The organism is Rhizobacter sp. AJA081-3 (assembly GCF_017795745.1).
In the GTDB taxonomy this organism is placed as follows: Bacteria; Pseudomonadota; Gammaproteobacteria; order Burkholderiales; family Burkholderiaceae_C; genus Piscinibacter.
The window spans coordinates 684,491-709,775 of sequence record NZ_CP059067.1 but is presented as its reverse complement, the minus strand read 5'-3'; the positions used below and the strand labels follow the sequence as shown (position 1 = coordinate 709,775).

21 protein-coding genes and 1 tRNA gene are annotated in these 25,285 nt (G+C 70.6%); 2 read left to right on the top strand and 20 right to left on the bottom strand.

Going from position 1 to position 25,285, the window contains the following annotated elements; genetic code table 11:
• Positions 1-7: 7 nt before the first annotated feature.
• From HZ992_RS03515 to hemC, 8 genes are all read right to left on the bottom strand, one after another.
• Positions 8-340 carry a hypothetical protein gene (locus tag HZ992_RS03515; RefSeq protein WP_245213341.1) on the bottom strand — a complete coding sequence of 111 codons (333 nt, stop codon included), beginning with the start codon at positions 338-340 and terminating at the stop codon, positions 8-10.
• 129 nt (positions 341-469) lie between these two features.
• Positions 470-1,501 carry an isocitrate/isopropylmalate dehydrogenase family protein gene (locus HZ992_RS03510; RefSeq protein WP_209385314.1) on the bottom strand — a complete coding sequence of 344 codons (1,032 nt, stop codon included), beginning with the start codon at positions 1,499-1,501 and terminating at the stop codon, positions 470-472.
• A 162-nt stretch (positions 1,502-1,663) separates the two neighbouring features.
• Positions 1,664-2,293, bottom strand: a complete 630-nt coding sequence (locus HZ992_RS03505; protein WP_209385313.1) for a PAS domain-containing protein — start codon at positions 2,291-2,293, stop codon at positions 1,664-1,666.
• 184 nt (positions 2,294-2,477) lie between these two features.
• Positions 2,478-2,554, bottom strand: a tRNA-Arg gene (locus HZ992_RS03500).
• A gap of 34 nt (positions 2,555-2,588) precedes the next feature.
• Positions 2,589-3,836, bottom strand: coding sequence for a heme biosynthesis HemY N-terminal domain-containing protein (locus HZ992_RS03495; protein ID WP_209385312.1), 1,248 nt, complete (start codon positions 3,834-3,836; stop codon positions 2,589-2,591).
• Positions 3,837-3,854: 18 nt separating this feature from the next.
• A complete protein-coding gene (locus HZ992_RS03490; RefSeq protein ID WP_245213340.1) occupies positions 3,855-4,976 on the bottom strand; it encodes a uroporphyrinogen-III C-methyltransferase in 1,122 nt (373 codons plus the stop codon).
• The gene (locus HZ992_RS03485; RefSeq protein WP_209385310.1) at positions 4,973-5,749 is read right to left on the bottom strand and encodes a uroporphyrinogen-III synthase; all 777 of its coding nucleotides are present in this window, start codon (positions 5,747-5,749) and stop codon (positions 4,973-4,975) included. The genes HZ992_RS03490 and HZ992_RS03485 overlap by 4 nt, the downstream gene beginning before the upstream one ends.
• A gap of 10 nt (positions 5,750-5,759) precedes the next feature.
• Positions 5,760-6,689 (bottom strand): hydroxymethylbilane synthase, encoded by a 930-nt coding sequence (gene hemC, locus HZ992_RS03480; RefSeq protein WP_209385309.1) that lies wholly within the window; start codon positions 6,687-6,689, stop codon positions 5,760-5,762.
• 159 nt (positions 6,690-6,848) lie between these two features.
• On the opposite strand from hemC, the gene ppc reads away from it, so the two are divergent.
• The gene (ppc, locus tag HZ992_RS03475) at positions 6,849-9,650 is read left to right on the top strand and encodes a phosphoenolpyruvate carboxylase (protein ID WP_209385308.1); all 2,802 of its coding nucleotides are present in this window, start codon (positions 6,849-6,851) and stop codon (positions 9,648-9,650) included.
• Here ppc and HZ992_RS03470 read toward each other — a convergent pair whose 3' ends face one another.
• Genes HZ992_RS03470 through HZ992_RS03460 form a run of 3 tightly spaced genes read right to left on the bottom strand, consistent with a single transcriptional unit; the run spans position 9,651 to position 12,814 of the window.
• A complete protein-coding gene (locus tag HZ992_RS03470) occupies positions 9,651-10,916 on the bottom strand; it encodes a hypothetical protein (RefSeq protein ID WP_209385307.1) in 1,266 nt (421 codons plus the stop codon).
• A 15-nt stretch (positions 10,917-10,931) separates the two neighbouring features.
• Entirely contained in the window at positions 10,932-11,711 is a 780-nt protein-coding gene (locus tag HZ992_RS03465) for a LytR/AlgR family response regulator transcription factor (protein WP_209385306.1), read from the bottom strand.
• Positions 11,708-12,814, bottom strand: a complete 1,107-nt coding sequence (locus HZ992_RS03460) for a sensor histidine kinase (protein WP_209385305.1) — start codon at positions 12,812-12,814, stop codon at positions 11,708-11,710. Before HZ992_RS03460 ends, HZ992_RS03465 begins: the two co-directional genes overlap by 4 nt.
• Before the next feature lie 115 nt (positions 12,815-12,929).
• Here HZ992_RS03460 and argH point away from each other — a divergent pair, with 115 nt between their 5' ends.
• Positions 12,930-14,336 (top strand): argininosuccinate lyase, encoded by a 1,407-nt coding sequence (gene argH / locus HZ992_RS03455; RefSeq protein ID WP_209385304.1) that lies wholly within the window; start codon positions 12,930-12,932, stop codon positions 14,334-14,336.
• Here the strand turns inward: argH and HZ992_RS03450 are convergent.
• The 9 genes from HZ992_RS03450 to HZ992_RS03410 form a co-directional block, all read right to left on the bottom strand.
• Positions 14,320-15,504 (bottom strand): DUF5666 domain-containing protein, encoded by a 1,185-nt coding sequence (locus HZ992_RS03450; protein ID WP_209385303.1) that lies wholly within the window; start codon positions 15,502-15,504, stop codon positions 14,320-14,322. The two genes, argH and HZ992_RS03450, sit on opposite strands and share 17 nt — an antisense overlap.
• A complete protein-coding gene (locus HZ992_RS03445) occupies positions 15,501-16,418 on the bottom strand; it encodes a DUF6502 family protein (RefSeq protein WP_371816781.1) in 918 nt (305 codons plus the stop codon). Before HZ992_RS03445 ends, HZ992_RS03450 begins: the two co-directional genes overlap by 4 nt.
• 138 nt (positions 16,419-16,556) lie before the next feature.
• Positions 16,557-17,279, bottom strand: a complete 723-nt coding sequence (locus tag HZ992_RS03440) for a class I SAM-dependent methyltransferase (RefSeq protein ID WP_209385301.1) — start codon at positions 17,277-17,279, stop codon at positions 16,557-16,559.
• Positions 17,280-17,294: 15 nt separating this feature from the next.
• Positions 17,295-18,665 carry a methyl-accepting chemotaxis protein gene (locus HZ992_RS03435; RefSeq protein WP_209385300.1) on the bottom strand — a complete coding sequence of 457 codons (1,371 nt, stop codon included), beginning with the start codon at positions 18,663-18,665 and terminating at the stop codon, positions 17,295-17,297.
• 16 nt (positions 18,666-18,681) lie between these two features.
• Positions 18,682-19,395 carry an RNA polymerase sigma factor FliA gene (locus HZ992_RS03430; protein WP_209385299.1) on the bottom strand — a complete coding sequence of 238 codons (714 nt, stop codon included), beginning with the start codon at positions 19,393-19,395 and terminating at the stop codon, positions 18,682-18,684.
• Between the two features lie 16 nt (positions 19,396-19,411).
• On the bottom strand, positions 19,412-20,239 hold the full coding sequence (locus HZ992_RS03425; protein WP_209385298.1) for a flagellar biosynthesis protein: 828 nt from the start codon (positions 20,237-20,239) through the stop codon (positions 19,412-19,414).
• Between the two features lie 58 nt (positions 20,240-20,297).
• Complete coding sequence (flhF, locus tag HZ992_RS03420) at positions 20,298-21,917, bottom strand: flagellar biosynthesis GTPase FlhF (RefSeq protein WP_209385297.1); 1,620 nt, start codon at positions 21,915-21,917, stop codon at positions 20,298-20,300.
• A complete protein-coding gene (flhA, locus tag HZ992_RS03415) occupies positions 21,914-24,001 on the bottom strand; it encodes a flagellar biosynthesis protein FlhA (protein ID WP_209385296.1) in 2,088 nt (695 codons plus the stop codon). Before flhA ends, flhF begins: the two co-directional genes overlap by 4 nt.
• Positions 23,998-25,161 (bottom strand): EscU/YscU/HrcU family type III secretion system export apparatus switch protein, encoded by a 1,164-nt coding sequence (locus HZ992_RS03410; protein WP_209385295.1) that lies wholly within the window; start codon positions 25,159-25,161, stop codon positions 23,998-24,000. The genes flhA and HZ992_RS03410 overlap by 4 nt, the downstream gene beginning before the upstream one ends.
• Positions 25,162-25,285: the final 124 nt, after the last annotated feature.

Here is a 25,285-nt window from a genome sequence, read left to right as displayed (position 1 = left end):
AGGAGGCTCAGGCGCGCGAAGCGCCCGCCAGCCGCGACAGCAGTTCCCGGGCGGCCGACTCGGCTGCCACGGCGATCTCCAGCGGCGAGCGGCACAGCCCGGCATGGGCGTAGTGCTGGTTCTCGTACAGTTCGGCGGCGGCCGGATGGGCGGCCAGCACGGCGTTCAGCCCCTGGGTCGGCAAGTCGGCGCCCAGCGCATCCTTCAGGCGGTCGACCAGCACGAGGTACTGCTGGGCATCGACCGAGGTGCCGCTGCGCTCGACGCGCTCGAACAGCCCGGCCAGCATGGCCAGGTTTTCCAGGTTGCTGCGTTGCAGCGCGAAGCTTTGGGCGGACATGGTAGCTTCCTTGCGCCGTCGATCCGCGACGGCATGAAGCTCACATGCGGCCACCGCGCCGCGCTTCAAGCTCAGGCCAGAGCGAAGGCCGTGCGCAGTTGGCCAGCCTCGGCCTGATCTGAACCTGGCTCAGCCGTTCTTGATGCGGCTCACCAGGGCACGAGTGAACTCCGAGGTGCTCGCCTTGCCGCCGAGGTCGCCAGTGCGCACCATGTCGATGTTCAGGGTGGCGTCGATGGCACGGCGCAGGCGGTCGGCGAGGTCCTTGCGCTTGACGTGGTCGAGCATCATCGCCGCGGCGAGCATCAAGGCGATCGGGTTCGCCTTTCCCTGGCCGGCGATGTCGGGTGCCGAGCCGTGCACGGCCTCGAAGATCGCTGCGTCGGCACCGATGTTGGCGCCCGGGGCCATGCCCAGGCCGCCGACCAGGCCGGCGACCAAATCCGACAGGATGTCGCCGAACAGGTTGGTCGTGACCAGCATGTCGAACTGCCACGGGTTGAGCACCAGCTTCATCGCGCAGGCGTCGACGATCACCGTGTCCATCTCGAAGCGGCCCTTGTACTTTGCCTCGTACATCTGCTCGGCCGTCTCCTTGAAGATGCCGGTGAGCGCCTTCATGATGTTGGCCTTGTGAACGATCGTCACCTTCTTGCGGCCGGTGGCGATGGCATGCTCGAAGGCGAACTCGAGGATGTGGCGGCAGCCGGCCCGGGTGTTGATGCCGGTGGCCATGGCCACGGCGTGCGGGTCGTCGTCGATCTGCACGTAGTGCTCGTGGCCGATGTACAGCCCTTCGAGGTTCTCGCGCACCACCACCAGGTCGATCTTGTCGAAGCGGCCGCCGGGCACGATGGTCAGCGCGGGGCGCAGGTTGGCGAACAGCTTGAACTCCTCGCGCAGCCGCACGTTCGAGCTGCGGTAGCCGCCGCCCGAGGGTGTTTCCAGCGGGCCTTTGAGCGCCAGACGGGTGCGGCGGATGCTGTCCAGCGTGGCCTTCGGCAGCGGATCGCCGCTGGACGTCACGCCCGCCAGGCCGGCCACCTGGGGCTCCCAGTCGAAGGGTGCGCCCAGCGCGTCGAGCGCAGCCAGCGTGGCCTCGACGATTTCGGGGCCGATGCCGTCGCCGGCGATCAGGGTGGCGGGGATGCGGTTGGACATGGTCGGTTCTTCCGTGGGTCGGCGCAAAGGCCGTCAGCATAAACCCGCAATCTTGGCATCTCGCTGACACGGATCGCCGTCCTTGGGCGAGTGGCGCCTGCAGGCCAACGCATGCCGCTGCCCGCGATCCGACGATGCGCCTGATCGCGCCCGCCTTCGCGCTCAGGGCGCCACGCGGCGGTGCTCCTGTTCGTCCCCGGCTTCCGTCACGCTCACCAGGAACCTGCTCGCCGCGGGGTCCGCGGCGAAGCTGGCCAGCACCGGCCGCGCAGGACCGTCCTTGGGGCACAGACTGAGACGGCACGACGGTCGTCGTGCGCCGGCACCGACGCGCGAGACTGCCGATCTGAACTGGCGGGCGCTTTCGGGGTCGAGAAAGGCGTCGAAGGTCAGTCCAGGGGCAGCAGCGCGGCCGATACCCAGCATGTCGGCTCCGGTCTGATTCAGTTCGTGCATGACCAGCCGGGCATCGATGGTGAAGCAGCCCGCCGGCTGGTGGTCGTGGAGCTCGATCTGTCGGCGCAAGGCCGACTCCAGCTCGGCGCGGGATTCCCGCAGTTCCTGCGCCTGAAGATCGAGCTCGACCTGATGCACCTGCAGCTCGTGCAGCAGCGTCAGCGCATCCGCTGCCGTCACGGGGGAAGATGCCAAGGCATGCAGCACGCTCAGCGCATCGGCGGCCCTGGCCACGGAGCCCTTGGTAGCGGCTGTTCCCGTCAGCCGGGACGCAGCCCGCTTGCGAAGATCGGACAGGCGTTGCGTTTCGATGGCATGGACGGTCAGTTCGGACATGGGGCCTTCTGGATGACACGCGTGGTGCCCGCACTCTACGCCTCGCGCAGGCAGGACTCGCGTCCATTTGCTGTCGCGATGTCCGCGGAGCGGATCGCCGCGCCCCATGCGGCTACTCGTGGCTGGGCAAAGAAAAACGGGCCAGCCCTTGTGGAGCTGACCCGTTGATCTAGAACGAAAGTTCTGGTGCGGCTGGCAGGAATCGAACCCACGACCCCTTGGTTCGTAGCCAAGTACTCTATCCAGCTGAGCTACAGCCGCGTAGCCGCGCAGTATAGCAGTGTTCCAGACCGGTTCAGCCCAGCGTGGCTGCCGCCTCGTAAGCGCGGGCTGCGCGCGCGCCATCGTCCTGCTCGGCCGCAATGCGTGCCAGCTTGAGCCAGGCCTGGCGGCGCGCCGGCGCGGGCAAACCGGTGTCGGCGGCCGACTCTTCGAGCAGGCGAGCGGCCTTGCCCCAAAGCTGGCGCTCGGCCAATGCCATGCCCACCGCGAAGGCCATCGCCCCTTCGCGCGCATAGGCCCGTGCCGCGGACTCCAGGCGCGGCAGCCAGTCGACGCCGAGGCCAGATACGGCTTCCACCAACGCAAGCGAGACTGCCGAACGTTCCTCGGGCGACAACTCGTTCAATCGATCCCAGAAGGGTCGCAGCCAGCCGCGCGCCTCGTCGCTCGCGCCGAAACCGGCGGCACGACTGGCGGCGCGCGCGGCCACGAAGGCATCACGCCGGTCGAGCGCATCGAGCTGCATCCAGACGCGGCGCAGCTGGTCGGCATCACGCGCCGTGTCGAGGGACTCGAAGGCCAGCGAGCGCAGCAGGCCCTGAGCCGCCGATTTGGAGAAGCCCTGGTGCTTGGCCAGCAGCCGAGCCGTCTTCAAGGCCTCTTGCGGTTGCCGACCCAGGCGCGTGGCCTGCAGGCGCAGCCGCAACGCCTGGGTGCGCCTGGCGACGCCGGTCGGCAGCTCGCCGAGCAATTCGAGCGCACGCGCCGCGTCGCGGTCGTCGAGCGCCCACTCGGCCGCCAGCAGCCGGGCGCCCTCTTCGGCCGAACGCGCCGCGGCACTGTGGCTGGCCAGTTCCAGTGCGCGCTGGATGGCGCGGTCGCGGCCGGCACGGTCTTGCAGGCGATGTGCGCTGCCCGCGGCCAGCAAGTGGCCGAGCACGGTGAATTCGTTGTCCTGCGCGAGCTCGGGCGTGTCGCCCTGGATCGCCAGCGCGCGCAAGGCCGCCTTCTGCGCCCGGCTGTAGCGGCCTCCGAAGTACTGCGCCAGCGCTTCGCGCAGCGAAGCCTGCGCCGTGCGGTCGCGCCGCGCCACGCGCCATTCGCGCGCCCGTTGGGGCAAGCCGATCAACGCGCTGATCGCGTTGAAGACCGTGATCAGAACGAAGCAGGTACCCGCCAGCAGGATCAGGAACAGGTTGAGCGACAGGTCCAGCCGCTGGCCGGCCCAGTAGAAGCTGACCAGCCCGTCGTTGGTGCCCAGCGTCGTCGCGGCGACCACCGCCACGACGAAGAGCAGGACGAACCAGATGACCGCGCGCATGGACGGTGCGGGGCTCGTTCAGCGGCCAGCGGCGGCGGCCGTCAGCGCAGCGAGCGTGTCGTCCGGCCGCGGCAGCACGATCTGGCGAGACTGCTGTGCCACCTGCTTCATCAGCTCGCTGGCCGAGGTGGCGCGGCGGGAGCTGCGATCGAAGTAGCGGTCGATCATGGCCTGGGCGTTCAGCAGATCGGCTTGCGCGGTGGCGAACTGCCGGCTGAGCAGTGCCAGCCGTGCGTTGAGCAGCCGAAGCTTCAGGTTCTCGCGCACGAAGAAGGCCTGCTCGGGAGCCAGCAGCGCGGCCTCGGGATGGTCAACCGGCGTCACGCGCACCAGCGAGCGGATCTCGGCCCACACGCGCGAGGACACGCCGTTCCACGCCTCACCCCAGGCCGCGGGCAAGGACCAAGCCTGGGCTGACGCAGCCGCCGCAGCACGCGCTGCACTGGCCGCCGCGGCGGGGCGCTGCGATTCGCGCCGCGGCTCGGCCATCGCGAGCATCGGCAGATCATCGACCATGCGCATGGCTTCGTCGAGCTTGATGGTCAGGCTGGCCACGTCGGTGGCGCCGATCGACCTGACGCGGTCCAGGTCGCGTGCGATCGCGCGTCGCACGCCTTCCAGCCGGGGCTGGCTGTAGCGCGCCAGGCGTTCGTCGCTTTGCCGCAGCACCAGCACCAGCGGCTCGGTGCTGCCGGTGATGGCACCCTGCTGCTGGGCCATGCGGATGGCCGCTTCGATGTCGACGAGCAGGTTTTCGTCGCGCGAACGCGAGAGCGACTGGATCAGGTCCTCGAGCTGCGTGCGCTGCAGCGCCACCTCGGCGACGCGCGCCTCGAGCAGCGCCACCTTGGCCGCTGCGGCGCCCATGCCCTCGTGGGCCTGCTTGGCCAGCATCTGCGCCTCGACAGCCTGGCGGGCGCTGTCCTGCTGGCGCTTGACGAGCTCCTGCTCGAGGCTCGCGACACGCTGGTCGGTCTTCCAGGCCAGCGCCAGGGCCAGCACGCCGAGCACCAGCAGCAGCGCCGCGATGGCGGCCCACCAGCGGGTCGCCGGCGGCGCCACGGCCGCCGCGGCGGGCGCGGCAGCAACCGGCGGCGGGATCTCGTCGCGCGGTTCGGGGGTGGGGGCAACGTCGCTCACGTCGTGGGGGCCGGTGGATTCTCGATCGATTGTAGGCAGGCCACCACGGCGTCGACGGATGGGCGGCATTCGTGCACCTGGCCGAAGCCGGCCTCGCGCGCCCGCTGCGCGATACGCGGATGCGTGGCCAGCGCCTGCGCAGCCTGCCAGTCCGCGTGCGGGGCCAGCGCCTCGAGGTGCGCGATGGACTCGGAGCTGCTGAACAGCCAGGCCTGCGTCTGCGGGTGCGCCACGGCCTCGCGCAGCAGGGCTCGTTCGGCCTCGTCCAGCGAGGGCGCACCGCGCTGGTAGGCGGTGACGAAGTCGATGGCCGCACCGTGCTCGCGCAAGGTGTCGGCCAGCCAGTCGCGGCCGCTCTCGCCGCGCACGATCAACACGCGGGTCCCATGCCAGTCGCGAGGTGCCAGTTCCCGCCAGAGGGACTCGGAGTCGAACTGTGCCGCGTCGGCCGCCGGCTCCACGATGCAACTGGCCGGCACGCCCAAGGCCTGCAGCACCCGGCTGGTGCCCGGTCCGGGTGATCCGGCCAGCGTCCCGTCCGGCCAGGCGCTGCCCGCGGGCCGCAGCGCGAAGAACTGTTCGGCGGCGTTCGGGCTGACGAAGACGACGAGGCGGCGTGTGGCCAATGCGGCCCAGGCTTCGTGCACCGGGGCTTCGTCCGGCGGCGCGAAGATGCCGATCAGCGGCAGTGGCTGCGCCTCGACGCCACGTTCACGAAGCCAGCCCACCCACTCGACCGCCTGCGCGGCGGGACGGGTGACGAGCAGCTTCATGCCCGGTCGATCAGGATTCGGCGAGGTAACCCGCCGCGCCGTGCGAGCGCAGCGCCTGCGCGGCGCGCTCGCCCAGCGCGCGGGCCTGGGCGTCGGTCTGCACTGCCTCTTCGACTTCGGTGCGCAGCAGCGCGGCCAGCGGCTGCGTCGGATGGCCGAGCACGGCACGCAGCCAGAGCTTGTCGCCGCGCCAGCTGCCGTGCACGGCCAGCGGCATGCTGCAGCTGCCGCCGAGCGCGCGCGACACCGCACGTTCGGCCTGCACCGCCAGCCAGGTGGGGCGGTGCGTCATGGTACCCAGCTGGTCGAGCAGCGACCGGTTGTCGGCGCGCACCTCGATGCCCAGCGCGCCCTGCCCTGCGCAGGGCAGCATGTCGCCGGGTTCGAAAACGCTGCGGATGCGCTCGCCCAGGCCCAGGCGCTTCAGTCCGGCAGCGGCCAGCACGATGGCGTCGTACTGGCCTTCGTCGAGCTTGCGCAGCCGCGTGTCGAGGTTGCCGCGCAGCGGCTCCGACCACCGGTCGGGGCGCAGTGCACCGAGTTGTACCCAGCGGCGCAGCGACGAGGTCCCGACCTTGGCACCTTGCGGCAGATCGGAAAGACGTTCGTAGCGCGGCGAGACGAAGGCGTCGCGCGGATCCTCGCGGTCGAGCACCGCGGCCAGCGCGAAGCCCTCGGGCAGGTCCATGGGCACGTCCTTCAGCGAGTGCACCGCGAGGTGCGCACGCCCTTCCTCGAGCGCCGTCTCGAGTTCCTTGACGAACAGGCCCTTGCCGCCGACCTTGGACAGCGTGCGGTCGAGGATCTGGTCGCCGCGGGTGGTCATGCCCAGCAGATCGACCCGTGCCCCGAAACGCTGCGTGAGCAGGTCGCGCACATGTTCGGCCTGCCACAGGGCCAAGCGGCTTTCACGGGTGGCGATGACGATGGATTCAGCCATGGTCTGGATGCTAGCAGGCGCGCTCCTTGCTCCTCCTGCAGCCGGCCCGTCATCTCGAAACCGGTTGGTAACCGCGAGCGCCGCCATCGAGGCGCTTTCGCGGGATCCCGCTGCTAGGATGCCGGCGACGTAACCGAGTTACAGCCGCAGAGGAAACCCATGCCCACCGCCCCCCGCCGCAGCGCGAGCGACGCCGCCGAGAAGAACCGCCCGCTGGTGGAGGACATCCGGCTGCTCGGCCGCATCCTCGGCGACGTGATCCGCGAGCAGGAAGGCAAGGACGCTTTCGAACTCATCGAGCGGGTGCGCAAGCTGTCGGTGGGCTACCGGCTGAAGAGCGACGCGCAGGCCGGCCGCGCCCTCGACCGGCTGCTGAAGAACCTGTCGGGCGACCAGACCGTCAGCGTGATCCGCGCCTTCAGCTACTTCTCGCACCTGGCCAACATCGCCGAAGACCGGCATCACGTGCGCCGGCGCATGCACCACGAGGGCCAGGGCCACCTGCAGGAAGGCTCGCTGGCGATGACCTTCGAGCGCCTGGCCGAGGCCGACATCCGCGCCACCGAGATCGCACGCACTCTCAAGCACGCCTACATCAGCCCGGTGCTGACGGCGCACCCCACCGAAGTGCAGCGCAAGAGCATCCTCGACGCCGAACGCGCCATCGCCGAGCTGATCGGCGAGCGCGACGAGCTGCGCACCGAGCGCGACCGCGACGAAAACGTCGCCTTGATCCGTGCCCGCGTCACGCAGCTCTGGCAGACGCGCATGCTGCGCACCGCCAAGCTCACCGTGTCCGACGAGATCGAGAACGCGCTGTCCTACTACCACGCGACCTTCCTGCGGCAGATCCCGCGCATGTACCGCGAGATCGAGGAGGCGCTGCCCGGCCACGAGATCGCCAGCTTCTTCCGCATGGGCAACTGGATCGGCGGTGACCGCGACGGCAACCCCTTCGTCACCGAGGCCACGCTGCAGATGGCGCTGCGCCGGCAGAGCGAGACGGTGCTGCGCTTCTACCTGACCGAGGTGCACTCGCTGGGCAGCGAGCTGTCGATGTCGGCCATGCTGGCGCCGGTGACGGCGCAGATGCAGGCGCTGGCCGAGCGCTCGCCCGACCACAACGAGCATCGCCAGGACGAGCCCTACCGCCGCGCGCTCATCGGCATGTACGCGCGGCTGGCCGCCACGCTGCACGACCTCACGGGCACCGAAGCGCTGCGCCACGCGGTGGCGCCGGAGAGCCCGTACCTGAACGCCGAGGAGTTCCTCGCCGACCTGCGCGTCATCGAGGCCTCGCTGCACTCGCACCACGCCGGCGCGCTGGTCGGCCCGCGGCTGCGCCCGCTGATGCGCGCGGTGCAGGTGTTCGGCTTCCACCTCGCCACGGTGGACCTGCGGCAGAGCTCCGACAAGCACGAGGCGGTGGTCGCCGAGCTGCTGAAGGCGGCTCGCATCGAGGCCGACTACAGCGCGCTGTCCGAGGCCGACAAGCGCACGCTGCTGCAGCGACTGCTCGACGACGCGCGGCCGCTGCGCGTGCGCGCTGCGCAGTACAGCGAACACAGCGTGGGCGAGCTGGCGATCTTCGAGACCGCCGGGCGCATGCTGCAGCGTTTCGGCCGCGAATCGCTGCGCCACTACATCATTTCGCACACCGAGGCGGTGAGCGATCTGCTCGAGGTGCTGCTGCTGCTCAAGGAGACCGGGCTGATGCGCGGCGAGCTGCACGAGCATGCGGTGACCGACCTGATCGTCGTGCCGCTGTTCGAGACCATCGGCGACCTGCGCAATGCCGCGCCGATCATGCGCGAGTTCTACGCGCTGCCCGGCGTGGCAGCGATGATGAAGGCCTCCGGCGCCGAGCAGGACATCATGCTCGGCTACAGCGACAGCAACAAGGACGGCGGCACCTTCACCAGCAACTGGGAGCTGTACCGCGCCGAGATCGCGTTGGTCGAGCTGTTCGACGGCCTGCGCCGCGACCACGGCCTGACGCTGCGCCTGTTCCACGGCCGCGGCGGCACGGTGGGCCGCGGCGGCGGCCCGAGCTACCAGGCCATCCTGGCGCAGCCGCCCGGCACCGTGAACGGCCAGATCCGCCTGACCGAGCAGGGCGAGGTGATCGCCTCGAAGTACGCCCACCCCGAGATCGGCCGGCGCAACCTCGAGACCCTGGTGGCCGCCACGCTGGAGGCCACGCTGCTGCACCCGGCGAAGCAGCCGAAGATGGGCGCGCCCAAGGCCTTTCTCGACGCCGCCGACGCGATCAGCGACGCGAGCTACGCCGCGTACCGCAAGCTGGTCTACGAGACGCCGGGATTCACCGACTACTTCTTCAGCGCCACGCCGATCCGCGAGATCGCCGAGCTCAACATCGGCTCGCGCCCGGCCTCGCGCAAGGCCACGCGAGCGATCGAGGACCTGCGCGCCATCCCCTGGGGCTTCAGCTGGGGCCAGTGCCGCGTCGCGCTGCCGGGCTGGTGCGGCTTCGGCTCGGCGATCGAGCAGTTCCTGGGCAAGGAGGCGAAGCAGCGCAAGGAACGCCTGGCGCTGCTGCAGAAGATGCACAGGCAGTGGCCGTTCTTCCGCACGCTGATGTCCAATCTCGACATGGTGCTGGCCAAGAGCGACCTGGGTATCGCGGCACGCTACGTCGAGCTGGTGGAAGACCGCAAGCTGGGCAAGCGCATCTTCGGGCTGGTGCAGGCCGAGTGGCAGCGCACACACGACGCTCTGACGCTGATCACCGGCGAGAAGCGCCGGCTCGAGTCGAACCCGACGCTGGCGCGCTCGATCGAGCACCGCTTCCCCTACCTCGACCCGCTGAACCACCTGCAGGTCGAGCTGATGCGCCGCTACCGCAACGGCCGCGACGGCGACCCGGGCATGGACCGCGTGAAGCGCGGCATCCACATCTCGATCAACGGCGTGGCAGCCGGCCTGCGCAATACCGGTTGATCAGGGCTTGGGCAGGGTGGCTGCGAACCGCCGCACCGCCGCCAGCTCGCCCTGCGCGGCCAGCGCCGCGTAGTAGTCGATCTGGCGCTGCGCCGCCGGGCAGTCGTGCGCCTCGGCGCCGCTGAAGCCGGTGGCCAGGCGCGCGGCGGCTTCGAGGTCCTTGCCCGCCGCGGCCATGCGCTCCGGGTACCAGCCCAGGCGGCGGCCAACGGCGCGGCCGCTGGCCACGTCCTGCAGCGTCGCACCGCGCAGTACCAGGTGTTCCGCCAGCTGCTGGCACAGCTCGCGGCGGCCGGGCAGCTTGAGCTGCGCTGACGTGCAGTGGGCCGACACCGCCGAGCCACCGGGTTCGCGCCAGCCACTGCGCAGCGTGGCCAGCGCCTCGCCCATCTGCAGCTTCTCCTGAACGCCGGCGTCGGCAGGCTGGGTCGCCAGCGCCGCGCCGAGCAGCGACTGCTCGGCCAGGCGGCCGAACGGCAGAGCCAGCGCGCGCCGGAAGGCTTCGTCGGCCAGCTCGGCCTCGGTCTGCTCCTGCTCCTGCTCGGCCATGCGGAACCAGGGTTCGGCGTGCGCCGGGTCGGCGGCGATCCAGTCTTCCGCTGCGAGGCGCTGGCAGGCACTGCCTTCGGCGGGCGGCGAGCCTGTGGCGCAGGCCTGCATCGCCATGCCCAGCACGCCGGGGTCGCGGCTGGCCGCGGCCAGTTCGGCGAGCCGCTCGCGCTGCGCCGCCCAGGCCAGCACCCCGGTCACCGACGGCGACGGCGCGCAATCGGCGTCGGCACCGCAGGCCGCGCGAGGCATGGCCGACGGAGGTGCGGCCAGTACCGGCGTGAGCACTAGCGCTGCGGCCTTGCCGCGCGGCTCGGCACTGGCCTGAAGCGCCTCGAGCCAACGCGCCATCACCGGCCGCGTGCGCTCGGCACGCAGCCGTCGAGCCGCCAGGTCCGGGCCGTCGGCGCCGATCGGCACGCTGCCCAGGCCGCACACACGCAGCTCGGTGGCCGTGGCGGATGCTTCGGCAGGTGATCGAAGCAGGGTTTGCGAAGAGGCGACCACTGCGACCGTCGACAACGGCCTCGACGACGCCGCGCTGGCGGCGGGAGCCGATGCCCCCACCGTGTCGGCCGCGATGGTCGGCGCTTCGTCCCACAGGCCGCGTTCATCGGCGATCCACAGTGCCACGCCGATGGTGGCCACGGCAGCGATGACGATCGCTCGCCCCCAGCGCACGCCGGGGCGGTCGAACCAGATGCGGTTGATGCGCATGCTCGCGGTGCCCCGTCAGCGGCCGACCGCCACCAGCGCCTCGCGCACGGCCGCCAACTGGCGGCGCGACACCGCGAGCCATTCGTCGACCGGCGCCACGCGCACCGCCCAGGCCTCGCCGCCCTCGTCGTCGCCCTCGCCCGCGAGCGTGCGGCGCTCGAGGGCACGCACCGCCGGGCGCGCCACCAGCGCATTGCGGTGCACACGCAGGAAGCGTTCGCCCAGGCGCGTCTCCAGCTCGGCCAGCGAATCGTCGAGCACGAAGGTGTGCTGCGCCGTGCGCAGCGTCACGTACTTGAGCTCGGCCTTGAGGTAGAGCACCTCGGCCACCGGCACGCGCAGCACGCGCCCGCGGTCGCTGACGACGAGCATGCCTTCGTCCTCGGGTACCGGCTCGCTGGCCCGCTCGCCCTGCAGCGCGAGGCGCTGCGCGACACGCTGCAGTGCCGCCTGCAGCCGGTCACGCTTGACCGGCTTGGTGAGGTAGTCGACGGCCTCCAGCTCGAAGGCCTGCAGCGCATGCTCGGCATGCGCGGTGACGAACACCACCGCCGGCGCCTTCGGCTGGCTGCGCAGCCGGGCGGCGAACTGCATGCCGTCCAGCCCGGGCATGTGGATGTCCAGCAGCAGCAGGTCGCATTCGCGCGCCATCAGGAAGTCCACCGCCTGCGCTGCATTGGCGGCCTCGCCGACAACGACGGACGGCACCTCGATGCAATCGGCCACCAGCGAGCGCAGCCGCAGACGGGCGAGCTCCTCGTCGTCGACCAGCAGGACTTTCAGCGGGCCGGTCACAGGGGCACCACCAGTTCCACTCGAAATACGCCTTCGGCACGGCGCGTCTCGAACTGCGCGGTCATGTCGTGCATCAGGTGCAGCCGCTCGCGCACGTTCTTCAGCGCCATGCCGCTGCCCGGCCGCGAGGGCTCGGCGGGCACCGTGTTGGCGATCGTCACCATCGCGCGGCCCAACTTCGCCCGCGTGCGGATGCGCAGCGTGCCGCCTTCGGCCGAGGGCTCGACGCCGTGGCGCACCGCGTTCTCCACCAGCGGCTGCAGGATCAGCGGCGGCACGCGCGCCGTGCCGGCGGCTTCGTCGAGCTCCCAGCTGATCTTCAGGCGCTGGCCGAAACGCACCTGCTCGATGGCGAGGTAGCGGCGTGCCAGCTCCACCTCCTCGGCCAGCGTGACCGATTCGCCGATGTCGGTGAGCGCCACGCGGAACAGTTCCGCCAGGTCTTCCAGCACGCCCTCGGCCCGCGCCGGATCGACCCGCACCAGCGCGAGCGCCGTGTTCAGCGTGTTGAACAGGAAATGCGGGCGAATGCGCGACTGCAGTTCCGCCAGCCGTGCCGTCGTGTCGGCCGGCAGCAGCGCCCGCGCGCGCAGCTGCAGCCAGGCGTAGACGACACCGGCAATGCCGGCGCCGGCGAGCATGGGCGCCATCACCGGATGGCTGCCCAGCAGGTCGAAGCCCAGCGGCAGCACCAGCAGCGCCGGCACGGCGGCTGCCAGCGCGCCGAGCCCGACCGCCGCCACCCAGCGCACGGCTGGCGACAGCGCACCCAGCGGCCGCTTGAGCAGGCACGCCGCACTGAGCCACAGCAGCGCACCCGGCACGGCCACCGCCGAGCCCGAGGCGAAACGGGTCAGCCAGGACGGGAAATCCGCCGCCACGAACAAGGCGCCCACGCCCAGCACGCCGGCGGTGAACAGCACCGTGCGCAGCACCACGCCGGCGTGACAGACGTCGAACGGCGAGGCCGGCGCCTTCGCCACCAGCGTGTCGTTGGGGATCAGCGTGTCCAGCAGCGTCGAGCCGAAGCCGGTGCTGCGCCCGTCGCTGCTGCGGCTGGGAGCGGGGGCGGAGGCGGTGTTGGCGCTGGGCTTGGCGGTCATCGGGGGCGGGGCTCGCCGATAGAATCGGCGCACTGCGCGCATTGTCTCCAAACCCGGCGCCACGTCCATGCGCACGCAGCTCCGTTCACGCCTTGTTGCGCCCACCCCACCCGACATGTCCTCCAACCAACTCGACAAGAAGTCCCAGGCCTGGTCCGCGCTGTTCTCCGAGCCGATGAGCGAGCTCGTGCAGCGCTACACCGCCAGCGTGGGCTTCGACCAGCGACTGTGGCGGGCCGACATCGACGGCAGCCTGGCGCACGCGGAGATGCTCGCGGCGCAGGGGATCATCGGCGCCGACGACCATGCGGCCATCCAGCGCGGCATGGCGCAGATCCGCGCCGAGATCGAGTCCGGCGCGTTCGACTGGAAGCTCGCCCTGGAAGACGTGCACCTGAACATCGAGGCGCGCCTGACCCAGCTCGTCGGCGACGCCGGCAAGCGGCTGCACACCGGCCGCTCGCGCAACGACCAGGTCGCCACCGACGTGCGCCTGTGGCTGCGCGACGAGATCGACGCGATCGTGCTGCTGCTGATCGAGCTGCAGCGCGCGCTCGTCGAGGTGGCTGAGAAGAACGCCGAGGTGATCCTGCCCGGCTTCACGCACCTGCAGGTGGCTCAGCCGGTGAGCTTCGGCCACCACCTGCTGGCCTACGTGGAGATGTTTTCCCGCGACGCCGAGCGCCTGGCCGACGTGCGCCGGCGCACCAACCGCCTGCCGCTGGGCAGTGCCGCGCTGGCCGGCACCAGCTACCCGCTGGACCGCGAGCGTGTCGCCCGCACGCTGGGCATGGAGGGGGTCTGCCAGAACAGCCTGGACGCGGTGAGCGACCGCGACTTCGCCATCGAGTTCAGCGCGGCGGCGAGCCTGGCGATGATCCACGTCTCGCGCTTCTCCGAAGAGCTGGTGCTGTGGATGAGCCAGAACTTCGGTTTCATCGACCTGGCGGACCGTTTCTGCACCGGCTCGTCGATCATGCCGCAGAAGAAGAACCCCGACGTGCCCGAGCTCGCACGCGGCAAGACCGGCCGCGTGGTCGGCCACCTGATGGGCCTGCTCACGCTGATGAAGGGCCAGCCGCTGGCCTACAACAAGGACAACCAGGAAGACAAGGAGCCGCTGTTCGACACAGTGGACACCTTGAAGGACACGCTGCGCATCTTCTGCGAGCTGGTCGGCGGCATCGTCGTCAAGCCCGAGGCGATGGAGCGCGCCGCGCTGCGCGGCTACGCCACCGCCACCGACCTGGCCGACTACCTGGTGAAGAAGGGCCTGCCCTTCCGCGATGCGCACGAGGCGGTGGCCCATGCGGTGAAGGTGGCGATCCAGCAAGGCGTGGACCTGGCCGGGCTGCCGCTGGCGACGCTGCAGACCTTCCACCCGGCCATCGGCGAGGACGTCTTCGCGGTGCTCACGCTGCGCGGCTCGCTGAATGCCCGCAACGTGCTCGGCGGCACCGCGCCGGCGCAAGTGCGCGCCCAGGTGGCGCGGCACCGCGCACGGCTCAGTTCAGGAAGCTGATCTTCCGCGCGTCGAGCTGCGTGCCGTTGGCGCGCAACTGCCCGACGACCTCGATGTTCCGGTTCACGGCGAGCTGGGCCGCGCTGCCACCCGAGTACTGCACGCCGTTGCTGCCGTAGTAGACGCTCAGGCCCTTGAGCACCAGCGTCTGGGTCGCCGGGTCGACCGACTCGATCGCGCCCTTGAGCTTGAAGTTGCCCTGCACGCCGCCCTGGTCATCCAGGCGCACGGTACGGGCCACCAGCACGCCGGACTGGACGGCGCCATCGACCACCACCGACACCCCCAGCAGCACCGATCCCGGCGGGCCGGTGAAGTTGGCGTTGCGCGCATCGACTGGTTGGCCGTTCACGCTGAAGCTGGTGCCCGAGGTATACGCAGTGACCGGGCCGCGCAGGCGGGCCTGGTCGACATCCGGCAGCGTGCGTGCGCCCGCAACCACGCCGACAACGACCCAGCGCCCTGCGACCGGCGTGGTGGAGGCATTGACCCGGACGAAGGCATCAGGCACCAGCAGCGGCTGTGTGCCCGTGTAGCTGAACAGGGCCCCGCCGATGCGGAAGGTCCGCGCGGCGGTGTCGAGATCCTTCACCGTCCCGCGCACCTTGTAGGCCATCAGCGGTGCGGCCACCGGCTCGATGCGGGTGGCCTTGTAGACCCCGGCCGCCGCGTCCAGCGCACCGTGCACACGCAACGCGGCGCCATCGGCCACGCTGTTCAAGCCGTTCGGCAATGCGGCATCGAACACCGTCAGGGAATCCACCTTGACGGCCTGGTCGAAGACCGTCAGCGTGCCGTTCGCCGCATCGATGGCGTGGGCCAGGCCGACCACGTCGGCCACCACGCGGATGGTCGTCGCCGTTGCCGTGGGGGCGTCGGCGGTGCCACCGATCGCACCGCTGTCGACCTCCGTGCCCATGCCCAACCGCAGCGCGGAACGCGTGCTCGGCGCACCGTCGTCGTCGAACACCGAGGCGGTGGTGTCTTCGAACTCGATGCCGCCGACGAAGATCGATCCGAAGCCTTCGACCGGCCCGGAGGAATAGGCCCCGGTGCCGCCGACACCGACGCTGCCACCGCACCCCGCCGTCACGGCCGCGGCGAACATCAGCACCGCACTGCCCCAGCGCAGCCACGACGCGACGGCCGGCAGGTGGTTGGGATTCATGAGGACTCTCCTTCGGAGCGGCGCGCCGACTTCCTGGCGGCCGACTTGGCCACCGGCGCCACGGGCACCGGCGGATCCACCGGCACTTGATAGCTGAACAGCCCGATACGCAATCGGTTCCCTGCGCCGAGCGTGCTGCCGATGCCGGCAGCGTCGTCGTCGGCAATCATCTTTTCCACACGCGGGACGAGGTCGCCAGTGATCGAGCGCCAGTGATGCGCGACCAATTCGCGCAGAGTGGCCAGCGACTTCTCCGACAGGCCGTCGGCATACAGCGCCTGCTCGAAATGCTCGCTGCCGCCGGCCAGCACGTTGGCGACAGCGGCGCTGAAGTGGTCGCCCACGTTGGCGCCGAGGAAGGTGTCCATGCGCACCTGGTCGCCCCGCGGCACGAAGGCCTCGCGGCGCAGCGACACGAGGTCGGCGGCGGCATCGTGCTGGGCCAGGCCGAGGCGCAGCAGTTCCTCGAGCAAGCTGCGCGGGTGCATGTCGCGCGTCACCGACTGGGCGAGCGTCTCGAAGCTGGGCAAGGCGCCCAGCCGCGGCAGCACGCGCGGCCGGCCGTCCTGGTCGAGGTATTCCGGGTGCGTGGTCCAGCGGGCGAAGGCTTCGCTGGGGTAGGAGCGATCGGGTTCAGGACGCTGCTGCCGTGCGGCGGTCAGCCGCGTCACCTCGCGGCGATTGATGCCGGTGGCTGCGCTGATGCGGCTGACGCGCCGGTGCTCCAGCAGGTTCGGGTAGGCCGCGTAGGCCTCCTCGACGAAGGCCGCGCGCAGCATCTCATCGACGGTGGCGTGGGTCAGGCCACGCGCCACGGCCAGGCGAGCCAGCGGCACCAGCAACTGGCGCACGGCCTCGAGCAGGGCAGGCTGTTCGCCCGGGGGAGTGGCAGTGTCAGGCTGAGGTTCGGTCACAGGGATCCAATGGTACCGGGCGATGTGCCGTCGTCCGGGGCCCTCGCTGGCACTTCATCACGCGCAGATGTGTGAAAGTGCTATTGGCCCATGCAAAACCCGCGCGAACGAGGGGCGGGTGTGGTCTGGCGCCCACGCTCAGGCCAGCGGCGCGCGATACAGCCACAGCGGCTTGCGCCCGGGGGCCCGCAGCACCGCCGTCGGCCGCACGCCGGGCGCCTCGAACTCCAGGCTGGCCAGCCAGGCACCGGGGCGCAGCTCGCGCCGCGCCTTGTCGACCGCCCGCGGCATGCTCTCCGGCCGCTGAAAGAGGTAGACCAGGTCCTGCTGCGCCCAGTCGCTGGCCCACAGGTCGCCGCGCCGCACGTGAGCGAAGCGGCAGCGCCAGGCGCAGGCGATGCGCAGCGGCCAGCTCCATTCGACGCCGGCCAGTTGGGCGAGCGGGTACTCGCGCCGGAGCTCGCGCAGCCCGTCTCCCAGGCCGCAGCCGGCGTCGAGCAGCTTCGCGCCTTCGGGCAGGGGAGCGAGTCCGGCCAGCCCCTGCAAGGCACCGGCCGGCGTGGGGAACATCGGCGCGTCGCGCCAGCTGTTCACGGGGTAGAGCAGCACGAGCAGCACGAGCGGCAGCAGCCAGGCCCAGGCCGGCAGGCTGCCGGCCCATCCCGAGGCGGCGAGTGAGAGAGGAAAGCCGGCCGCGACGAAGATGCGCCGCCACGGCGTGGCGGCTGTCACCGCGAGCACGAGCCCGAGCGCCGCGGCCAGCCCCAGTGCCGGTGCGACCGGCGTGTCGGCCCGCGTCAACCCGATGAACAAGCCCCAGGACGCCGCCCAGGCCAGCAGTGCCGGCAGCGGCCAGATCACGGCGTGACCGACACGTCAGAACTGGAAAGCCAGCCGCAGCCCGCCCCAGTGGCGGCCGTTCACGACGATCGGCGCCGCGGCTTCTTTCATGATGATGAAGTTGCCGCCACCCATGTCGCGGCGGTAGGTCTGCAGCAGGAAGGGCCGCTCGTTGCGCGCCGACGCGAGGCCGGTGCGGTCGTTGAAGATGCGCCGCCAGCGGCTGTTGGCGGTGTTCCACACCACGTCACCCGCGCGCTGTGGCTGGCAGTACTTCTGGTTGTGCGTGGCAACGTAGCCGTTGCGATCCACCGCGATGCAGTAGACGACCTTCGGGCTGATCGTCAGCGCGTGCTCCTGCACCTGCGGAAACAGCCGATCGGCCAGGCCGACGAAACGCGTCGTGTGCTGGGCGGGGTTGCTGCCGCTGATCGGCTGATAGGCCTCGTCGAACAGGTCGGCCGCCGTCGCCACACCGGTACGCAGCGCGTTCTCGAGCAGTTGCGAGATCTGCGCGGCGGCGTGTTGCGCGGCCTGGATGTAGGGCGTGTCCTCGGTCTCGATGCCGCACTGCGACACCGTCTCGATAAGCTGCTCCGACACGCGCAGGAAAGACTCGCTGCGCTTCATCGCCACGTCCAGCGCGGCGCCGGTGCCGGCGATTTCGCGCTCGATGCCGGCCATGCGCTCGCCGAGGTCGCCGCAGATCGCACGGCTGCCGTCGGCCGCCGTGTTGATGCGTGCCACGCCGGCCTGCACCTCGCCGAGCGCGCGGTGGAAGGCGCCCTGCGCCGCCTGGCCCGGCTCGGCGCGAATCTCGGCGGCCAGCGACTCGATGCGTGCATTGAGCTCGGCCACCGTGCTCATGATCTGCTTGGAGCTGGCCTCGACCTTGCCGGCCAGGTCCTTCACTGCGTCGGCCACCACGCCGAAGCCGCGGCCGGCCTCGCCGGCCCGCTTGGCCTCGACCGAGGCATTGAAGGCCACCAGCCGCGTCTGCAGCGCGATCTGCGTGATGCCGCCGGCAGCGTCGGCCACCTGGCGCAGCGTGGAGACGATGGCCACCACCTCCTGGCCCACGCCTTCGACGGCGCCGCGCGCACGTTCGACCGCACCCAGGCTCTCCTGCGTGACCTGGCCGATGGCCTGTTGCGATTCGGTGATCTCCTGCACCCGGCGCGCCAGTGCCAAGACCGCCTCCGCGCTGCGCTGTGCGGACTGCGTGGTGTCGTCGATGACGCCACGCACCTCGGCGGCCTCGCGGCCCATCGAGCTGGCGCGGCCGGAGATCGAACGCACGGCCTCGCGCAGCGTGGCGCTGTCGCCCTGGCTGTCGTGGGGGTTCTCGACCGGCGAAACTGCTGCCGGCTCCTGGGCGCCCGGGCGCCGACGAAGCAGACTCAACATGACGCTCCTCCGGTCTTCAGTATTCGCGCAGCTTCACGCGCAGCCGCGCGATCGACTGGCTGTGCAGCTGGCACACCCGCGATTCGGTGACCTTCAGCACCGCCGCGATCTCCTTCAGGTTCATGTCGTGTTCGTAGTACATCGACATCACGTACTGCTCGCGCTCGGGCAGGTGCTTGATGGCCTCGACCAGCGCCTCGCGCATGCGGTGGTCCTGCAGCTGCGCGAGCGGGTTGGCCTGCTCGTCGGCGACGTGGCGGTCGAGGAAGTCGTTGTCGCCCTCGTCGCCCGACATGTCTTCCAGGTACACGAGCTGGGTGCCGCGAACCTTGCCGAGCAGCTCCTGGTACTCGACCAGGCTCAGGCCCATCTCGCGGGCGATCTCGCTCTCGGCCGGCGCGCGGCCGAGCTTCTGCTCGAGCTTGTGCACGGCCGATTCGATGGTGCGCTGCTGCTTGCGCGTGCCGCGCGACAGGTAGTCGTTGCCGCGCAGCTCGTCGAGCATGGCGCCGCGGATGCGCTGCGTGGCGAAGGTCTCGAACTGCACGCCCTGCGACTCGTCGAAGCGCGACAGCGCATCGGCCAGGCCGATCATGCCGACCTGGATCAGGTCGTCGAGCTCCACGTTGGCGGGCAGCTTGGCAATCATCTGATGCGCCAGCCGCCGCACCAGCGGGCTGTACTGCTTGAGCATCGAGTCGAGGTCGAGGCGACCCTTGGCGGTGTACATCGCGTGGCTCCCGTGGTCAGTTCATCGCCCGGCCGGCCGCGCTGTGCTGCGGTCGGTCGACGTAATAGGGTGCGGCCATCGAGGCCGGCACGGCGTCCAGGCGCAGCGTCTCGCGCACCAGGCGGCGCAGGTCTTCGCTGGGCGCTTCGTCGGCCAGCGCTGCCGGGTCGAGCCGCACCCAGTCGCGCAGCACGGCGCCGAGGAAATCGTCGGCACAGGTGGCCAGCTGCATGGCGATGCGCTCGGCACGCGGCGAGTTCGGCGCGGCGCCCAGCAGCAGGTCGTGCACCACCAGGCCGGCGCGCTGCGTCAGCAGCTTGATCGCCGCGTACGCATGGGTCACGCTGGCCGGCCTATCGTCGGCGAGCAGCAGCGGCCGCACCAGCGCGCTGTCGTCGCCGCTGCGGCGCGCCAGTTCGGCACTGCGCGCGAACAGGCGGCACAGCTCGGTGGCCGGCGCATGCACCAGCACCACGTCGGCCTGCGGCACGGCGTCGGCCAGGGCCTGCAGGAAGGGTGCGGTCGAGCCGCTCGCGTCGACATGTCGGATCGGCAGGCCGCGCGCCGCGAGGTAGCTGACCTGCGCGGACAGCGGCTCGATCGCATCGGCCAGGTCCATCATGGCGAGTTCGGAGGCCGCGCTGGCGCGCTCGGAGGCGTCGGCCACCAGCACGTGCAGGCCGTGTTCGGCGAAGCCCGCGCACAGGCGCTCGAGCATCATGCCGCCGAAGGCGACATGCGGATTGGACACCACGGGAATGAACTTCACGCGGTGGCGGGCGAACAGCCGCCGCAGGCCATCGGCCTGGTCCAGCGGCATGGGCTTGGAGTCGAAGTCGCGCATCGTCGGCAGGGGCTCGGGGATCGTGTCGGGGTGGGTGCGAAGCGGTGTCAGTGCGGCGTCAGTGCGCCGCCGCGGCGTGCATCAGGCCGCTGCGCGGCGCCGCGAAGATCAGGTTCACGTCGCCGGAGTCGAGCTTGTAGGCGCTGCTGCCGCCGCCGCGCAGCGCGCGGTGCACCAGGGCGTTGGCCGACAGGCGGTGCCAGTCTTCCGGCACGCGCTGGCCGTTGGCCACGCCGATCACCTTCAGCTTGTGGCGGATCAGCGCGTCGAGCGCGGGCCCGAGCTTGACGGCCTCGTCGAGCTTGGACAGCACCACGCCGCAGCAGCTGGCGGCACGGTAGGAAATCATCACGTCCTCGATGGTCTCGCCCTGCGAGGCGGCGTTGACCACCAGCAGGCGCTTGATGGCGCGGTGCTGCAGCATGTCGAGCAGCTCGCGGGTGCGGCTGTCGCGCTGCGCCATGCCGGCCGTGTCGATCAGCACCATCTTCTTGGCGGCCAGCAGCTCGAGCAGGTCTTCCAGCGAGGCGCGGTCGTGCGCGGTGTGCACCGGCACGCCGAGGATGCGGCCGTAGGCGCGCAGCTGCTCGTGGGCGCCGACGCGGTAGGCGTCCAGCGTGATCAGGCCGAGGTTGCCGGCGCCGTACTTGGCGGCGAAGGCGGCGGCGATCTTCGCCGTCGTGGTGGTCTTGCCCACGCCGGTGGCGCCGACCAGCGCGTACACGCCGCCCTGGTCTTCGAGTGCGCCGTCGGCCTCGCCGGTGACGAGGTTGCGCTCGAGCACCGAGGCGGCCCAGCTGCTCTCGTCGTTCACCTCGTGCGGCATGGCGTCGGCGAGCTTGCGGATCAGCGCCGGCGAGAAGCCGCAGTCGAGCAGCTTCTGCGTCAGGCGCGCCTGTGCCGGCTGGCGCTGCAGCTTCTCCATGAAGGCCAGGGCGCCGAAGCGCTCCTCGATCAGGCCCTTCACGAGGCGCAGCTCCTTCATCATGTCTTCCTGGTCGCGGCGTGCCGCGGCGGCGGTCTGCATGTCGGCGGCGGGTGCGGCCGGCACGGTGTCGTGCAGCATGGGCACCGGCATGGGGGGCACGGCGGCGCGGGCCGGCTGCGCATGCACCACCGGGGCTGCCGTGGCCATGCGGGCGCCGAGCGCACCGCTGCGCTCGGCCACCGGTTCGGCGGCACGGGCGGCCGGGCGAGCCGGCGCGGCGGCGGCCGGCGCTGAATTTGCGTGGGGCACTTCCTGGTACGAGCCGATGAAGGGCATGTCCACCGCGTCGTCGGGGAAGCGCGAGGCCTCGCTCATCGCCTCCTGGCGGCGCTTGAGCATGCGCTCGCGTACGAAGTCCTGGAACGACAGCGTGCTCATCGACAGGCGCTTCACGTCGTCCTCGACCGGCGAGGCGGCGCTGGGTTCGATGCGCTCGGCCAGGCCCTTGCCCTTGCGCACGGCGGGCGCAGCCGGCTGTGCCGCTGCAGGGCGCGCGGCCGGGGCCGACACCTTCGGCGCCGTGTTCGACAGCGCCTCGATGTGGGCCATGCTCTCCGGCGGCATCGCCAGCACCTCCACGCCTTCGGGGCAGGGCTTGGTGGACAGCACGACGGCGTCTTCGCCGAAGGCCTGGCGCACCAGGGTCAGCGCCTCGCGCGAATTGCGGGCCGTGAAGCGTTTGCAGTTCATGCCTGTGCTCCTATCACCGAGCCGATACGGATCGAATGCGTTTCAGGGATCTCGCTGTGCCCGAGCACGCGCAGCCGGGGCGCGGCGCGCTTGAGCAGCCGCGCCATCGGGGCGCGGATCATGTCGGGCACCAGCAGGCAGGCCGGCACGCCGAGGTCTTCCTGGCGCTTGGCGGATTCGGCGGCGCTGCGCGCCAGCGTGTCGGCCACGCCGGGGTCGAGCACCGCGCCATGCGGCGAGTTCAGCGCCTGGGTCACCAGGCGCTCGAGGTCGGGTTCGAGGGCGATCACGTCGAGTTCCTTGGTGGGCCCGTAGATCTGCTGCACGATCGACGGCGCCAGGTGGATGCGGATGCGGCGGGCCAGCTCCGACGGGTCGGTGACGGTGGCGCTGTGCTCGGCCAGGCACTCGACGATCGAGCGCATGTCGCGGATGTGCACGCCCTCTTCCAGCAAGAGCTGGAGCACCTTCTGCAGTGTGGCGATTCCGACCATCTTGGGCACGACGTCCTCGATCAGCTTCGGGGCCAGCTTGGTCACGTGTTCGACCAGCTGTTGCGTCTCGACACGACCGAGCAACTTGGCCGCGTGGAGTTGCATCAAGTGTGAGAGATGGGTCGCCACGACGGTCGAGCAATCAACCACCGTAAATCCGCCCATCTGTGCAGCCTCCCGCTGGCGCTCCTCGATCCACACCGCGGGCAGCCCGAAGGCCGGGTCGACGGTGCGCGTGCCGATGAGGTTGGTGCTCGCTCCGCCGGGGTTGATGGCCAGCAGCATGCCGGGGTAGGCCTCGCCCTCGCCCACCACCGCGCCGCGCAGCGTGATGCGGTAGGCGCTGGGCTTGAGCTCGAGGTTGTCGCGGATGTGCACCGGCGGCGGCAGGAAGCCGACGTCCTGCGCGAACTTCTTGCGAACGCCCTTGATGCGGCCGAGCAGGTCGCCCTGACGCGCCTTGTCGACCAGCGTGATGAGGCGGTAGCCGACTTCCAGGCCGAGCGTGTCGACCGGCTGCAGGTCGTCCCAGGTGGCCTCGGGGTTGGCCTGCGCGGCCTCGGCCGGGCGCACCGGATCCTGTTCCTTGGCCTTGCGGTCGCGTTCCTTCATCCACCAGGCCGCGTAGCCCAGGGCCGAGGCGATGCTGAGGAACACCAGGTTGGGCATGCCCGGAATCAGGCCGAGCGAGCCGATCACGCCGGCCGTGATGGCCAGCGAGCGCGGCGAGTTGAACACCTGCGCGGCAATCTGGCTGCCGACGTCCTGCTCCTTGCCGACGCGCGACACCACCATCGCCGCGGCCACCGAGATCAGCAGCGCCGGAATCTGTGCCACCAGCGCGTCGCCCACGGCCAGCAGGATGTAGCTGTTGGCCGCCTCGCTGGCCGACAGGTCGTGCTGCGCCACGCCGATGACGAAGCCGCCGATGATGTTGATGAACAGGATCAGCAGCCCGGCGATCGCATCGCCGCGCACGAACTTGCTGGCACCGTCCATCGAGCCGAAGAACTCCGCCTCGTCGCCGACTTCCTGGCGGCGGCGCTTGGCCTCCTTCTCGTCGATCAGGCCGGCGTTCAGGTCGGCGTCGATGGCCATCTGCTTGCCGGGCATCGCGTCCAGGGTGAAGCGCGCGCCGACTTCGGCAATGCGCTCGGCGCCCTTGGTGACGACGATGAAGTTGATCACCACCAGCACCGCGAAGACGATCAGGCCGACGGCGAAGTTGCCGCCGATCAGGAAGTGGCCGAAGGACTCGATCACCTTGCCCGCCGCGCCGGCACCGGTGTGGCCCTCCATCAGCACGACGCGCGTCGAGGCCACGTTGAGCGACAGGCGCAGCAGCGTGGTCAGCAGGATGACGGTGGGGAAGGCGGCGAAGTCCAGCGGCCGGATCATGTAGGCCGCCACCATCATCACCATCAGCGCCATCGCGATGTTGAAGGTGAACAGCAGGTCCAGCGCGAAGGCCGGCAGCGGCAGCACCATCATCGCCAGGATCATGATCACCGCCAGCGGCGCCATCAGCGCGCGCAGCGCCTTGCCGTCGGTCCCGAACAGGGATTGCATCTGCTGCAGCAAGGGGTTCATTCGAAGTGCTCCATGTCAGGGGCGGGCGTGTGGTGCGGGTCGAGCTCGGCCGGCACCGGCAGCTCGGGCAGATCGCCCGGCTGCGGCGCCTGCCCGGCCATCGCGGCGCGAAGCTGGTAGACGTAGGCCAGCACCTGCGCCACCGCGGCGAACAGCGCCGTCGGGATCTCGTGGTCGAGCTTGGTGTGGGCGTACAGCGCGCGCGCCAGCACCGGGGCCTGCAGCACCGGCACCTTCGAGGTCTTGGCGATGTCGCGGATCTTCAGCGCCAGCAGGTCGGCGCCCTTGGCGACGACGCGCGGCGCGGACATCTTGCCGTCCTCGTACTTCAGCGCCACCGCGTAGTGGGTCGGGTTCATCACCACCAGGTCGGCCTTGGGCACGGCAGCCAGCATGCGGCGCTTGGTCATCTCGCGCATGCGTGCCTTCTGCTTGCCCTTGACCTCCTGGTTGCCCTCGGATTCCTTGTGCTCCTGCTTGAGCTCCTGCACGCTCATCTTCAGCTTGTCGGCGTGCAGCTTGCGCTGCAGCGGCACGTCAATGGCGGCGAACACCGCCAGTGCCAGCACCAGCAGCGCCAGGCCGCCGAGCACGGTGCCCGCAGCGCTGCTCACCGCGGCGGGCAGATCCATGCCCAGCACCGAGGCGAACTCGCCGACGTGGGCCTTCAGGTACAGCGCGCCGATCGTGCCCAGCACCAGCGCCAGGCCGCAGGCCTTCAGCGCATCGATGGCCTGCTGCTTGGAGAACAGCCGCATCACCCCGCCGATCGGATCGAGGAAGTGGAACTTCGGCTGCAGAGGCTTGAGCGTGAAGTTCCAGCCGCCGGAGATCACGCCGACGGCCACCGCCACGATCGACATCAGCAAGCCCAGCGGCAGCACCATCCACATCATGGTGGCGGCCAGTTCGGCCAGGCGCTCGACCATGAAGCCCGGGTTCTGCACTGCGCGGTGGTCGAACTGCAGCGCGCGCGCCAGGCTTTGTTTGAGCCAGCCGCTGGCCGCCGGCGCGGCCGCGACCAGCACCGCACCGCCGACCGCGATGGCCGCGAAGTGGCCCAGATCACGCGAACGCGCGATCTGGCCCTGCTCTCGGGCTTTGCTCAGCTTGCGCGCTGATGCGGGAAGGTTGCGGTCTTGTGCGTCCTGGTCGGCCATGGCGAATGCACCCCGTTGTTCGGGTGCCTTGCCATTGTTCCGGCCGGGGCCGGAAACTTGAGCCGGATCAGAAGGGCGAAAGGGCCGCTTATCGCGGCCCTTTCGGCGGGAGAGTCGGAAGCGT